The following is a 14,032-nucleotide window of genomic DNA, read 5'->3' on the forward strand; positions in this document are numbered from 1 at the left end:
GCATGCAGGCATACCTGAAACCGCTTCTCTATCTGTTTGTAGCAAGCTTTTTAATGGCCACCGGCTCTTCAGTTGAAGCCGGATTGCTTGATAAAATTGCCTTTTTTAAAAGCTTTTCGGAAACAAGCCTTTTCCAGGAAAATAACGACGGGATCCATCTGGTCACTAAAGTGTGTCCCCAGGCCTACTATTTCGAATCCAACAAGGAAAATACGACCTTAAGAGATCTTCTTGAAACATCCATTCGGGATGTTTTGGCAGAAAAACAGATCGACCTGACAAAAACGCGCTATCAGCTGGCTGCCATTCGTCTTCTTTCAGAATCACCGACACCGGATTATCAGCAGGATGGGCGTTGTGAAGATTTGGCCATCCAACTGAAAAAACAGACCGACTCCCTTGGGCCTGCCATCTCCTCGGAAGATGTTTTGCAGAGAGAGAGTCTCCTGAAAATCGGTGTACGCCCCATTCGCAACGTCAGTGAACTCGATTCAAATTCGCAAACCTGGTCCGGGGCGGCCATCACTTTCGGAACCCTGATTGCTGAGAGTCTTGGTAAAAAGCCCCTGTTCGTTCCCCTCTCCACCACCTCCGGGCGGTTTGATTCGATCCGCTTTGGCGCAACCGATCTTGTGATCAGTCAGATCACCCAAACCGAGCAGCGTAAAGAGCTGGCCTATCTGTCGGATACCTATTTCAATACCGGCCTGGTGGTGGGAACCTTCGACAGGAATTTTCCCGGTGCCATCAAGGATTCTTCAGTGTTGAACATCCCTGGAATACGTATGGTGGTGTCCAAAAAAAGTACCGGGGAGGCCAAGGCTCGCAATCTTTTTCCCAAAGCGGAACTGGTGATTGTGGATGAGACTGGGGAAATTCCGACAGTATTGGCTAAAAAGGCGGGGAAGGGTTTTTTTATCACCGATGAGGTGATTGCTGGCCAGTGGCGTGAAGCACGGATCGTCTCCGTGGCAGGTTCCTCTCTCCTCACCCGCGATGATGAATATGTGGTGGCCTCCTGGAGTGGTGCCCTCAACAAGCAGGTAAATGAGGTGATCCGTACCCAAAAGATCAAAGCCCTTTTTGCCAGGCTATTGCGGCGTTCCCCCTGGCAATGAGAGGATGTTTGGATGGGGGGAGGGGGCTTGTGGCAGTGATGGCCGCAATGAGTCGGGCAGTCGGGTTATTAAGGCCATCCCTTACAGCAGCATTTTGGCTGGATTTTATAATTGGTAACTATTCAGCTGTAAGACCGGATATTCAGTTATCTATCCGATCCGTTCGATATGCACCTTGGTAACCGCCCGGGCATCGGCTTCCAAAACCGTAAAACGGTGATCTTCTTCATCGTAGGTACTCTCCACCGAGGGGATGAGATGGAGACGATCCACCATGAAGCCCGCCACAGTGTGCACACCACCAACGGGTATGTGGATGTGCAGGGCGTCATTGATCTCTGAAATAGGCGTGCGACCATCCACCACGTAGGAACCGTCCTCCTCCTGGACAATCTCAAACCGGCGCCGTGGTTTGTACTCTTCAAAATCATATCCCACATCGATTTCGCCCACCACCTCTTCGAAGATATCCTCCATGGTGAGAATGCCCACCGCTGAGCCGAATTCATCGACAACGACGGCCATGTGGTCATCCCGGGCCTGAATCTGGGGAAGTACCCGATCAATGGTCTGCTTGGGGGAGATGTAGAGGGGGGGGTTGGTGTATTCGGTGAGTTCAGGTTTGGAAGAGAGATCTTCTTCCAGAAGATCCCAGGTATCCAAGGTGAGAACAGCCACTACGTTGGTGAGGTTGCCTTGGAAGACGGGGAGTCGGTTGAAACCGTTTTTAAAAACGAGCTCAATCGCTTCCTCCATGATGGTGTCTTCTTCGATTCCCACCACTTCTGCCAGGGGAATCATCGCCTCACCCACGGTGGTGTCGGCAAAACGGGTGATGCGTCTGATGCGGTTTTTGTTGAATTTTCGGGCCGAGGCGGAATCTTCGGACATGTCGAGCAACATGCGAATTTCTTCCCGGGTGATGAAGGAGCTCTGTTGGCTGGCAGAGCCCCCGGCCAGATAGGTGAAAAAGCGGGCGATACGGCTGAATATGAAGATGACCGGATAGAATATCAGCGAGAAAAAACGTAGCCCGTAGATGATATAGGGGGCGATGGTGTTGGCTTTTTGCTGATAGATGCTCTTGGGGACGATTTCACCCAGGATCAGCAAAAACGGGGTGAAGACAAGCACTGAAACCATATCGCCGGTGGAGCCCATGAGATTGATAAACATCACCGCCGCGAGGGTGGAGATGACCACGGTGGCGATATTGGTCCCTACCAGAGTCGTCCCCAGGATGACGTCCGGGGTCTTGAAGAGTTTGAGAACCAGCTTGGCCCCGGCATCCCCCATTTTGGCCTGGTGGCGCATTTTAAGCTTGTCGCAGTTCACCATGGCGATTTCAGAGCCGGAAAAGAAGCCTTTCAGCACCAAAAATATAACGATGATCAGCAACTCCAGTAGTAGCCCCAGAGTATCCATGGCCTTACTCCTCTACCTTGGCGGCGGAATCAGCGGGTTGATCTGGTTTGGCATTGGACTTGGCGGATGAATCCGGTTTGGTAGTGGATTCGCCAGCCTCATCGGCCCGGGTGCCAGGATCAATCGGCTGATCTGTCTCGACTGCGGAATCAAGCGCGTGATTTATTCCGTCCGATTTGTGTTGGTTTGTCACTTCCTGGTGGACTATCGGGGAGGGTTCGGACCAATCCATGTCGATGCCGATTTTGGCCACTTCCAGGGTTTTGATCCGTAGAAGATCCATCCCCAGAACAGTAAACCGGATGCCTTCGAAGGCCACGGTGTCGCCTACCCTGGGCAGGCGTTTCAGGTGGCGGAGCACCACCCCACCGATGGTGGTCATGATGGGATCTTCGATGGAAAAATTGGTGAGATTGTTAAAATCGGTCAGGCGCATATCACCAGGGATTTTGTAGCTGTTATCGTCCTCCTCCTGATAATATTCATCGCCGGAGACGCGACCGGATATTTCCCCAAAGATGAAGGTCAGCACGTCACGCATGGAGACGATACCGGAGACCCCGCCATATTCACCCAGGACGATGGCGGTGTTGGTATGGTTCACCTGGAAATAGTCAAACAGCTCGTCCACCTTCAGGGTGGGGGGAACAAAATGGGCGGGTTTGATGATCTCTTCGATTCTCTTGTCGTTGAGATTACTGCCTTTTTGTTTGATGTGGAGCAGATCTTCGGCCCGCAAAAAACCCAATATGTTATCCCGATAATTTCGAATCACGGGAACCCGGGAATGTTTGTTTTTGCGGAACTTGGCAACCAGTTGGTCCAGGGGCATGTCCGCATCCAAAAATCGAATGCGGGTTCGCGGAGTCATGATGTTGACAATCTCCGTCTCCCCGGCTTCCAGCATGTTGTCGATCAGTACCCGTTCTACCGCTTCGATCACCCCCGAGGCTTCGCTCTCCTCCACCAGAGTTCGAAATTCGTCAGGTTGCAAAATGTTATCACTCTTGGCCGCTTCCCCGACAATCCAAGTGGTGATTCGGTCAGCCACCATGCGGACAACGGCACGCAGGGGGGTGATCAGCACAATCCATCGGGGGAGAAAGCGGGCCGACAGATTGGCGGAAAATTTGATTGGAAATCTGACGGCAAAGGTCTTGGGGGTGACTTCTCCGACCAGGAGGAGAAGCGGCACCATGATGAGGATATTGATCCAGGTGGTGTCTGCCGCATCGAAAAAAGTCAGCAGAATGGCCGCCATGTTGGCAGAAGAGGCGATGTTGACCAGTTCGTTGCCGCACAAAATCGAGATGATCAGTCGTCTGGGTTCATCCAGCAGTTCGTGGATTTTTTCTGAGTGCGGGTGGCGGGTGGTTCGCAGTTTTTGCAGATCCAGGCGACTGATGGAAAAAAGAGCCGTTTCGGAGCCGGAAAAAAAGGCGGAGAGAACCAGGAGAAGTACCTGGAGGAGAATTCGGATGGTAATTTCGGGGTCGAGATTCAGTTCTTGGATAAAAGCCAGGTCAGGCATTTTTTAGGCGCCTTTTATGTAGATCCATCGTGGTTTCGCAAGACGCTGGGCCATCAGCTGGCTGAACTGTTTTCCCTGTGTGGCCGACTGTCCGAATTGATATCGTCTTGGGTCGTTTTTTTTACCTGCTTACATCTGTTGCGGCAGAAGCCTCAATCCTTTTTGAATCTTGAGATATTGCTCATCAACCTTATATCACGGCCATGGACGCCACGGATTGCGTGTTAAGTGATGGGGGCTGACTTTACCAACTCATGAGATCCTATGGATGATTTGCTGTGAAGTGGTTGTAAAAAGTGTCCCCACCCCACATGAAAAGCCCACAATGTCTAGTCCTGTGGGGCTGGTAAGTAAAGGGAGAATGCAGCCATTTTTCAGATCAAATAAGAGCATGACTCTCTATCTGTCCGATATTATAGGTAAAAGTTGACCGATCGCATAAATTTTTTTTCTTCTGTCCCGGTTTAAATCTGGATACTCATTTTTGAAGAGTGCCCAGCCAGAAGCCCGGAATGTGGGCCATTTCCAATGGGGGCGGGCTCTCCAAACAGTCGTCAATTCCGGTCGCTTCTGAGTGTCGTTCTCTATTCATTCAACAGATAAAACCATCAAGAGCCATTTCCGGGATCCTGCCCCGTTCTCACCATCTTGGAGAGGCCACTTTTGGATCGAATGGATCACCCGAAAACTGGTTTCAAAATAGAGGGATTTCTGGATGGTTTGGGAAAATGGCTCTGGGTCAGGGGGGGCTTGGGAACTTTTTTTCGGCTTGACCACTCCTATATTAGCAAACAATCAATTAATTAATTTGATTCTCGATATAATTTTGTGATGGCATGGCCAAGCCAGCCCGCTTTCGAAATCCAGGCCTGGAGCCATCTTGAAACAGCAACGCCAGACCATGGAGAAAATTTGAGATTGAAAAGGCAAAAACAAAGAGGCAAACAGAGGAAAGAACAAAATATTTGTGGAGAAGAAAATAATTATTTACCCAAGAAAAAACTTATGACAAAGTCTCCCCCATATTCCGTACTGGAGTTGGGTCAAGTGGCAAGGGAGTTCCCGTATGCCACCAGGGAAGTGGAACTGCCGGAAAAATCCGGTAGCTATGAAAAAACGAGTGAGGAGTTCAAGGCATGACCAAACTACACGAAAAATATCCGGAAGCTTTCCAACGTCTCCATGATGTGGGCAACGAAAAGCTCAATCGGGATCACGAAAATTTGCTGGAGATCATCCTCGGCATCAAAGATCACTTGTCTGATCATCCCCACAAGACTCTCAGTGAGCGGGATCAGGCTTTCATCGGCAAGTCCATCGACCGCCTGGCTACCCGAACCGAGGTGCACTTTGAATCAGAAGAGGCCTACATGGCCTCCCAAAATTTTTCCGGACTGGCGGCGCACAAGGAAGAGCATGCGCTTTTTATGACCCGACTGCTGGTTATTCGGGAACAGATTCGCAAAAATCGCGAGATTGATGCTGACGGTGTGGAACAGCTTCTGGAAACCTGGCTTTTTTCCCATATCGATCAGTCAGATCGGATTTACGCAAGCCACTTTTCCGATAAGGCTGCAGCTTGATGGGTGTTGTTGGATCCTCGACCTGACAGCGAGATGTGCCGGTTGGGTGTAACCGGTATATCGTTGGGTGTAGCTGTTAGGTATGACGGGTGGGTTTGAGGGGAGGGTCGAAACCGGCTTTCGTTGTCTTTGGGGATGATGGGCACCGATTTCGGTCCACCTCTCAAACCAAAATTTGAGTGCCCCCGGTATTGGATCGCCGGTAAGAGCCCAGGTCGATTTGCGTGATGATCCATCCAAGCAAGGGATCTGCCCTCTTTAAGCTGAGGTCAGGCCCTTCACCATTTTCCCCTGCTTCCTTCCTTTATGGGAAAGTGTGACTCATTCCATGGGATGACTCGCTTATCCCACAGCTTAATTCCCTATTCCAAAAGCAGGCAATAGGGCGGTGTCGGGCATTCCAGAGCCAGGAGCATTGAGGCATTGTATTCCTGGTTCCTGGAAATCAGCCTCCTTTCCCCCAAAAAATCCCTTTCAAAGGCATAAAAATCTCTGGCACCCTACACAGTGTGGGCAGAGGTTTTGTGGCTTTGGTCTCTGTGCAGGGTGCCAGGGCAAAAGCGGGCTTGGGTTATCGTCAGAAAAGAGTTAGCGGGCTGCCGCTGCTTTTTCCTGATCCCGAATCAGTTCCTCGGGGACGTTGAAGGCGGTTGGAACCGCTACCAAGGTGTCGGCTTCACACCAGGAGCACACTCCCGGCCAGGTGACCACTGTGACCGAGTTGCGTTTTCCATGTTTGAGAGCGCATTCACCGCAAATGTGTACGGTCATTTGACTTCCCTTTCATGCTGATCCTGCCGATTCAGGTTGATCCTGCTGATTGAGTTTGATCCTGCCAATATGGAATGGTTCCGATGCCTGTGTGGATAAAAGCCAGGGCATCAGCCCCTCATTATCGTTGGGTCAAATTCTTTTGGAGCAGGATTTTCTTTGGTTTGGAAGAGATTCCTGCAGCCGTTGCTCTGTTATGGCAGGCTTGCAAAGCAGCGGATGCTGCATTCTCCCCTTTATCGGAACAGATTGGTTATGGGATTGGCATTTTGCCATTGGTTTTCGGATGACAGCCTGTTCCATAATAATACTGGATACCATCATAAACGACTCTGGGTTTGAGTTCAATCAATGAATGAACGCCCGCGTTTCCGTTACCTTGGTATAGGGACTGATTTAAAAAGAAATTATAGCCAACAGGTGAAGCCAAAAGGGGATGGTGGGAGCGGCGATGGCCAGCCCAAATCAAAGGATGGGGAGGCTGGCCAGTCAAGGGTTTGGCCAAGTGGGTTTGATCCGGTAGAATGGTGTAGGTTTGATCCGCTGGAATGGTCAATCAGAAGCTTATAAGTTGGAAATCAATTGACACAGTAGGTTGGAACATTAGGATGGCGGTTGGAGGAGGGGGCCTGTGTGGAAGGAACCCCGGGATAGTTGCCATTAGGATGGGATGGGAGGGAGATGCGGTTATGATGGAGATGACGACGATCAATCTGCTCCGTGAGCAGCACAAGGATATTTTGGGTGCCATCACCTGTTTGGCCGATCTGCTGGAAAAGGTGGGGCCGGAAGGGGAAGGGGAGGAGATCCGGGATCAACTTTTAAAGATCCATGAGCGGGCTCTGGCCCATTTTGCTGTTGAGGATAAACTTCTCTATCCCCAGATGGCAGAGCACAAGGAGACCTATCTCAGCGAAACGGCCAAGGGGTTTTATGATGTGGCCTTGAGTCTGGGCAAGGAGTTGGAGCGGGTTTGCCAGGCGTGGAAAAAGGGCGATTCCTCCCGAGGTGATCTGAAAGAGGTGCTGGAAGCCTTTCAACTACGCATTCATGTGGAGGATGAATTTATCCTCAAAAAGGCTGAAGAGAGTCTCAAGGGGGGATGAAGTCGGTTGGTGGGCGCGAAAAGGCTGACCTGGGATGATGCCAGTTTCCCTGGCTTGGGTGATTTCGACCGGGGGCTTGTATTATTTTTTCCTGGGACGCCTTTTAGCACCTGAGACCTTACCCTGATTATCGGCCAACACCATCTCTTCCAGACGGGAAAAGTGCCCCAAGCTTTCCAGGTGGGCTAAAATCGGCAGCTCAAGTCCCTCTTCTTTCAGCGTGGTTCTATCCGCCTCCGCCAAATCCTGCCAACGTGTTGGATCCACGACAAAATATTTTTGGCTGATTTTTTTCTTGCCAGGGCGCTTAACCACCCGTTTGGCCTTCACCAACAGCCCCAACCCCTCCAAACGCCTGCCAAAGCGAACCGTTTGCCCCTCCAGATCCGTCCGTTCGGGTCTGAGAAACCCCTGGATCATTTGTTCAGTGAGATGATTCGGTTTTTGGCTCTCCAAAATCGCCATGCCTTCTGAATGATCTCCATCTTGTTGTAATGCCGGACACTGTTCATCCATCTCTATCACAAAGGGAAAATTGTCGAAGGGGGGCTTTTCGTCCGGGGTGGGGGTGGAAGGATGAAAGGGAAACGAAGCGCAGGAGATGGGGCGCTCTTCATAGATTTGGCAGCGGCCTGATTGGGGATCCAGATGGAGGCAGAGGGTCTTTTTTTTCAGGGTATAAAAAAGCCCCGGCCAATAATTATCGCCGATTTTGTGAAAGACCACCGGAAAGTGTCGGCAGGCCAGGGGAATTTCGGGTAAGGGCACGAAAGCCACGGTAAAGGCGGTGCCGTCGCAGCAGAGGGTGCAGCCATTGCAGTCGGTGAATGTAAGCTCCCGGTGTTGAGCGGGATCGAGTCGTGTGAGGCCGCTGCTCATGATCGAATCTATTCAATCCCTTGGGGGTGGCTTGTGCGTGGCTTGGCGATACGCTGGAAGTGTGAATCTGATAATAGAGTTTAACGCGTTACATATCACCTATCTCGACATACAATGAAGACGCATTACGTGTTCCGTAATATATGTGTAAGCGAACTACCTGTTTTGTAATGAACGACCATCGCCCCAATCCCATGGGAGGGATGGTAAGCTCCCTAATGATCGAGGGCTACAATGGCTTGGGCTATCTCCTGACTCAGGGCTGTGAGATTATCATTCATGGCGGCAACCACGGCTACATAATCCCCATATCCCACCGCAGCACTTTCCTTGGAGAAGTGGCCCGAAGCTTTGATGCGACCGTCATCATCCCCCAAAATCCGCCAACTCGCCGTCAGATTGACCTGCCTCTCTACGCCCCGTTCGAAACGCAAAATACGTACCACCAACGTGAGGCCCGACAGGTCGACTACAGGGGTCAAGCCGTTGCCCAGACGATGCCCGGGCAGCAGTTGGCTGAGGTTTTCCTCCAGCACCCGGGAAAGGTTGTCGCTCAGGCTTCCCCCCCACTGGTGATATTCCGACAGGGTGATTTCGTTGTAGCCATCCCGGGTGACGATTTCAGGTCGGTTGAGATAGGGGGGGATCACCACCGGGTTGACGGTGAGGGGGGTGAGGCTCGTGGTGGCGCTTTCCAGACTGGCCAGGGTTTGCGTCTCTTTGCCGAGCAAAAAATAACGGGTCGGCATGACCGGGCCACCGCCACCCACAGTTGGGATGCAGGCTCCCAGGAGCAGTCCCAGGGGTAGGAGAGTTCCCAACAGCTTGCGAGAGGTTTTCATCAGCGTTTTCCCTTGCCGGATTTGCCAAAGATCAGCGCTTCCGGATTGCGTTTCAGATAATCGGTTAATCCCCGCACCGAGCGGGAGGTGGCAGAGAGTTCCTTCAGGGTTTCCACCAGCTGGAAGTGAAGTTTGGAGCCCGGCGTGACGGTGCCGGCCAGGCCATCCACCGATTCCTGAACTTCCTGAAGTGTTTTGCGGGTTTCAAGCAGGGTAGAGGCCAGATCCGCAGCCAGGGGTTGGACCTCTCCTTCCAGGTTTTTCAGCAGCCTGTTCAGGCTGGCGGTGGAGTCGCTCAGGTTGGAGACAGTTTTACCCATTTCCGGAGCGTTGACCAGCAGGTTGGCTCCGTGGACGGTTTCTGCCAGTTCCTGGACCAAATTTTCCAGGGGGAGCTGGTGGAGTTTTTCCAGGAGGCCGGTCACCGAGCGGGTGATCTCCTCGAAGGGGCTGGGGATGGTGGGCAGCTCTGGAAATCCCGAATCCCCCCCCCTCAGCCGCAAGGGGGTCTCTGGCAGGAGATCCAGCTCCACAAAGAGGGAGCCGGTGAGATAGTTGTTGGTGTGGAGTTGGGCTCGCAGTCCTTTTTGTATCAGCTGTTGAAAAAGCTCCCGCTCCTCGGAGGGGGAGGCGGGTTTGTTGCGGGCGATGCGTTCCGGCTCCAGTTGCAGGAGCACCGGAATGTGGAAGGTGCCGTCGCTGTCGTCAAAGGCCATTTTAAAGTCGGTCACCGAGCCGACTTTGATTCCCCGAAACTCTACCGGTGCGTCGATCTTCAAGCCCCTTACCGAATGGTCGAAATAGGCTACAAAATGCACCTTGCGGGTGTAGGCCAGTTCGGTGGTGGCGGCGTGGTTTTCATAGAGGATAAAAAGATTACCCTGTTGGGCGGTTTGGGAGGATTCCAGGTTGGTGGGGGTTTCGAAGGAGATGCCCCCGACCAGCATGACGGGGAGGGATTCGGTTTTGACGTTGATACCGTTGGCATCCATGGAAACATCAATGCCGTTGGCGTTCCAGAAGCGGGTGTTTTCCTTGACCAGATCGTGGTAGGGAGCCTGGATGAAAATGCGCACCCGGACGTTTTGTTTGTCGTCGGTCAGCTCATAGTTCAGCACTTCCCCCACGGTGATGCCCCGATAGTAGATGGCGGAGCCCGGTTGCAGGGCGGCCAGGCGATCCGCCAGCAGGAGATATTCCCGCCCTTGTTCGTGGGCGCGCACCACGGGGGGCTCTTCCAGGCCGATGAAGGTTTCGGCAGGCTCTCCCGAGCCAGGATCCATTTCGATGTAGGCGCCGGAAACCAGAGTGCCAAGTCCCGTCAGGCCACTGGCTGAAAGCCGGGGTCGCACCACCCAGAAGCGGGTGTTTGTCTTCAGATGGTCCGCCATGTGGCGGGTGATGCGGGCGGTGACCAAAATGTGGCTGAGATCATCCGAAAACCGCACCCCTTTCACCTGCCCCACCTCCACATCCCGATATTTGATCCGGGTCTGCCCTATTTTGATGCCGTCGGAGGTTTCGAAGGAAATTTCGATGGTGGGGCCTTTTTCCATCCAGGTGGTAAAGCCGATCCAGATGGCCATGATGGCGGCGATCAGGGGAATCAGCCAGATGGGGGAAAATCCGGAGGGGGTTTCCACCACCACCTCTGGGGGCGGGTCGATAGGGGGTTCGGTCAGGGGCTTGGTTTCAGCCATGGGGTTTCTCCAGCACATCCCAAATCAGACGGGAATCAAATGTTTCGGCGGCAAACAGGGTCATCACCACCACGGCGGCAAAAAAAGAGGCCCCCACACCGGGGGTGATGGTGGCGATGGGGCCAAAGTTGACCAGGGCCACCATCACCGCAATCACATAGATATCCACCATGGACCAGCGTCCCACCCCTTCCAAAATCCGATAGAGAATTGTCCGGTCTTTGGGTTTGGTGTGAGATTTTATCTGGACGGAGATCAGGAGATAGACCAGAGAGGCGATTTTGAGCAGGGGGACGACGATGCTGGCGAAAAAAACCAGTAGCGCCAGGGGCCACATCCCCTCTTCCAGGAGTTTTTGCACCCCGGAGAGAATCGTATCGGGCTCCCCGTAGTGGCCAAAGCCCACCACCGTCATTACCGGGAGCAGATTGGCGGGGATATAGAGAATCACGGCGGCGATGAGCCAGGCCCAGGTGCGGCGCAGGCTGTTGGGTTTGCGGGGGTGGCTGATGGTGCGGCAGCGATGGCAGGCGATCACCCCACCGGGTTTGGGGGCGGGGAGGGTGAGGTGGCAGATGGGGCAGCAGGTGATACGGGTGGGGTTTGGTTTTGGTGATGGGGGGATTGCTGAGCCTGCATCAAGCCGCTCCCAGATCTCCCGATTATCGAGACTGGCGGCGGCTGCGGTGGTGGCGACGATCATGCCGCCGATGGCAAAGAGGGCGATGCCGGGGGTGATGGCGGCCAGGTCGGCCAGTTTGACGAAGGCCACCATGGCCCCCAATAGATAGACCTCCATCATCCCCCAGTGGCGCAGGTGGGAGATGGATTTCATGAGGGGTTTGGCTCCGGGCATGGGGGGGCCTGATCTCAAGGGGAGGAGGATATAGAGCATGCTGGAGAGGGTGATGAGGGGCACCAGAATGGAGGTGGCGGCGACCAGGGTGCCCAGACCTGGCATGCCTCTCTCAGCGATCCCCGCCACCGCACTCAGCAGGGTGGCTTCCCGCATGCGGCCATGAATTTCAAAGGCCATCAAAGGATGGTGAATGGCGATCAGAAAAAAGATAAATCCGGTGAGGGTGAAGGCCAGCGCTCGGTCGAGGCTGTTGGGATGGCGTCGGAAGAGCACCATGGCGCAGCGTCGACAGCGTCCCACCCCCCGCTTGGGAAGGGGGAGGGGCTGGCTCTGGGTGAGCCCGCATCCGGAGCAGGCGATCAGTTGATGCGGTGTGTGGGCGTCCTTCACTGGGGGATTGTTGCCGGAAAATTGGTGATGGCCAATGGTGGTGCTCCCTGATGGGTAAAATAAAATGGCTTTGGGGATTATTCCCACCATAAATTTAACATACTGGGAGCGGGTGGGGGAGGTGGGGCAACTGTTTTGGTTAAAATGTGGGTGGACACTTGCCTGATGCGCCTGGTTTCGGGCATTTTTTGAGGGGTCAAGTGGGCGAGGGGTGGTTGGATGGTGAACCTCTTGCCGTGGGGGGCGCAACATGGGATTGAACCTGAGATGAGCTGGAGGCGCTTGTGAAGAGGATGATGGTAGGGAACTTGGTCGTCATGGTGATGGTGGCAGGGGGGATGGTGATTGGAGTGGGCCTGGCAAGTGCTGAGGAGTCGGCTGGGGGGAATGATCTGCTCTCCATGCCGGTGCTCTCTGCTCCCTATCAGGCGATGGCTGAGGAAGCCCGCGCCCTGGCGGAAGCGGCCCCGGCTGAAGCGGCTCCTGTTGAAGTAACCGAAGCGGCTCCGGCGGAAGCAGCTCCTGTTGAAGTAACCGAAGCGGCCCCAGTTGAAACAGCTCCCGTTGAAATAACCGAAGCGGCTCCAGCTGAAGCAGCTCCTGTTGAAGTAACCGAAGCGGCTCCAGCTGAAGAAGCAGCCCCGGCGGCGGAAGCGGTTCCTGTTGAAGTTGTCGAGTCAGCCCCGGCAGAAGAAGCGGCTCCGGCGGAAGCAGCTCCTGTTGAAGTAACCGAAGCGGCCCCCGCTGAAGTGGTTGAGTCAGCCCCCGCAGAAGAGGTGGCTCCCGTTGAAATAACCGAAGTGGCCCCGGTGGAAGTGGCTCCGGCTGTGGATGAAAGCGTGCTCGCAGCGGCCAGGGAAGCGGGGTATCAGGCGGGGCGGCAGGCTTGCATCGATGATCCAGCCTCTTGCGGCTTGGAAGCTGCATCGGTGGCGGTGGTGGAGGAGGTGGTCGGGGAGACGTGTGAGCCTGCCCGGGTCTCCTGGAAGCGCAGTGGTGGATTGATGAAAATTCCCAACGCCCTCATCCCCCAGCAAAGATGGAACGCCAAAAAACGCCGCTTCTACCACACCGAAACCCGCGCCGAAATGCTCCTGCGCTACAACCCCTACATGAACGCCTGGCAGGAAGTAAAACGCAAACCCAAGCGTTGATAAAAACGCCGGGGGATGGATCGGAACCGAAAAACCACCCACCGATCCATCCCCCCGCACCTCTCTCCCTACATGCCCCACCAGGCTCTGGCTACATTCAGCCCCAAATCAGCCATCCACCAGATGGTATAGGCTGCTGGATCCAACACCATCGAACCTATTTCCAAAATACCCCACCCAACCCCCCAGAGAAGAGCCCCTGCCACAAACCACACCCCGATGAGATAGGCGGCTGGTGGGGTGAGGAGTTGCAGTGGGGGCTTGCCTGCTGAATAGTTGTGATAATTCTCAAGATTGGTATAGGCCCATTTGCGAAAGAACCCCTTTGGCCAGAGGGTGATGAAGGCGAAAAAGACCGTGAGCAGGTGGAAAAAGGTAGGGATCAGGGTGGAAAGCAGCATCCAGGTGATCCAGCGATGCTCCCCAAAAGGATCCCGGAGTGAAAGCAGGGTCGTTTCCACCTGCAACATCGGATCATGGCCCCGTGATTGAATCCACAGATCAACCCCCTCTGCCCCCCCTGCCAGCAAAAATGCCAATCCCCCCAACAAAACCACCGCTATCCCCAGATCGATGAAGGCGTGTCCTACCAAAACAGCTATCATCCGGCGCTTTAAAATCCGCCAGCCCAAATAACGGCTTAACCCCCAGGAGAGCCAGTCCAGAATACTGTT

Annotated in this window: 14 protein-coding genes; 6 read left to right on the forward strand and 8 right to left on the reverse strand. The window is 53.9% G+C overall.

Annotation, left to right across the window (positions count from 1 at the left end; all coding sequences use genetic code 11):
* The first annotated feature begins 2 nt into the window (after window positions 1–2).
* Entirely contained in the window at window positions 3–1,118 is a 1,116-nt protein-coding gene (locus tag HQL52_04970) for a transporter substrate-binding domain-containing protein (protein ID MBF0368793.1), read from the forward strand.
* A 150-nt stretch (window positions 1,119–1,268) separates the two neighbouring features.
* Here HQL52_04970 and HQL52_04975 read toward each other — a convergent pair whose 3' ends face one another.
* Window positions 1,269–2,543 (reverse strand): HlyC/CorC family transporter, encoded by a 1,275-nt coding sequence (locus HQL52_04975; protein ID MBF0368794.1) that lies wholly within the window; start codon window positions 2,541–2,543, stop codon window positions 1,269–1,271.
* A gap of 4 nt (window positions 2,544–2,547) precedes the next feature.
* Window positions 2,548–4,074 carry an HlyC/CorC family transporter gene (locus HQL52_04980; GenBank protein MBF0368795.1) on the reverse strand — a complete coding sequence of 509 codons (1,527 nt, stop codon included), beginning with the start codon at window positions 4,072–4,074 and terminating at the stop codon, window positions 2,548–2,550.
* 828 nt (window positions 4,075–4,902) lie between these two features.
* Between HQL52_04980 and HQL52_04985 the strand changes: the two genes are divergently transcribed.
* Window positions 4,903–5,214, forward strand: a complete 312-nt coding sequence (locus HQL52_04985; GenBank protein MBF0368796.1) for a hypothetical protein — start codon at window positions 4,903–4,905, stop codon at window positions 5,212–5,214.
* Window positions 5,211–5,657 carry a hypothetical protein gene (locus HQL52_04990; protein MBF0368797.1) on the forward strand — a complete coding sequence of 149 codons (447 nt, stop codon included), beginning with the start codon at window positions 5,211–5,213 and terminating at the stop codon, window positions 5,655–5,657. Before HQL52_04985 ends, HQL52_04990 begins: the two co-directional genes overlap by 4 nt.
* A 588-nt stretch (window positions 5,658–6,245) precedes the next feature.
* Here the strand turns inward: HQL52_04990 and HQL52_04995 are convergent.
* Window positions 6,246–6,428 carry a hypothetical protein gene (locus HQL52_04995; protein MBF0368798.1) on the reverse strand — a complete coding sequence of 61 codons (183 nt, stop codon included), beginning with the start codon at window positions 6,426–6,428 and terminating at the stop codon, window positions 6,246–6,248.
* An 83-nt stretch (window positions 6,429–6,511) separates the two neighbouring features.
* Between HQL52_04995 and HQL52_05000 the strand changes: the two genes are divergently transcribed.
* Both HQL52_05000 and HQL52_05005 read left to right on the forward strand, forming a co-directional pair.
* On the forward strand, window positions 6,512–6,718 hold the full coding sequence (locus HQL52_05000; protein ID MBF0368799.1) for a hypothetical protein: 207 nt from the start codon (window positions 6,512–6,514) through the stop codon (window positions 6,716–6,718).
* A 399-nt stretch (window positions 6,719–7,117) separates the two neighbouring features.
* A complete protein-coding gene (locus tag HQL52_05005) occupies window positions 7,118–7,534 on the forward strand; it encodes a hemerythrin domain-containing protein (GenBank protein MBF0368800.1) in 417 nt (138 codons plus the stop codon).
* Between the two features lie 81 nt (window positions 7,535–7,615).
* Here HQL52_05005 and HQL52_05010 read toward each other — a convergent pair whose 3' ends face one another.
* The 4 genes from HQL52_05010 to HQL52_05025 all read right to left on the reverse strand — a co-directional run bounded on the left by HQL52_05010 (window position 7,616) and on the right by HQL52_05025 (window position 12,204).
* A complete protein-coding gene (locus HQL52_05010; protein MBF0368801.1) occupies window positions 7,616–8,413 on the reverse strand; it encodes a SapC family protein in 798 nt (265 codons plus the stop codon).
* Between the two features lie 215 nt (window positions 8,414–8,628).
* A complete protein-coding gene (locus HQL52_05015; protein ID MBF0368802.1) occupies window positions 8,629–9,255 on the reverse strand; it encodes a membrane integrity-associated transporter subunit PqiC in 627 nt (208 codons plus the stop codon).
* Window positions 9,255–10,955, reverse strand: coding sequence for an MCE family protein (locus HQL52_05020; GenBank protein ID MBF0368803.1), 1,701 nt, complete (start codon window positions 10,953–10,955; stop codon window positions 9,255–9,257). Before HQL52_05020 ends, HQL52_05015 begins: the two co-directional genes overlap by 1 nt.
* A complete protein-coding gene (locus tag HQL52_05025; GenBank protein MBF0368804.1) occupies window positions 10,948–12,204 on the reverse strand; it encodes a paraquat-inducible protein A in 1,257 nt (418 codons plus the stop codon). Before HQL52_05025 ends, HQL52_05020 begins: the two co-directional genes overlap by 8 nt.
* Window positions 12,205–12,497: 293 nt before the next feature.
* Here HQL52_05025 and HQL52_05030 point away from each other — a divergent pair, with 293 nt between their 5' ends.
* Complete coding sequence (locus HQL52_05030; GenBank protein MBF0368805.1) at window positions 12,498–13,358, forward strand: hypothetical protein; 861 nt, start codon at window positions 12,498–12,500, stop codon at window positions 13,356–13,358.
* Between the two features lie 68 nt (window positions 13,359–13,426).
* Here the strand turns inward: HQL52_05030 and HQL52_05035 are convergent.
* Window positions 13,427–14,032, reverse strand: a 606-nt coding sequence (locus HQL52_05035) for a hypothetical protein (protein ID MBF0368806.1), incomplete at its 5' end; no start/stop codon positions are given.

The sequence above is a fragment of the Magnetococcales bacterium genome (genome assembly GCA_015232395.1).
Lineage (GTDB): Bacteria > Pseudomonadota > Magnetococcia > Magnetococcales > JADFZT01 > JADFZT01.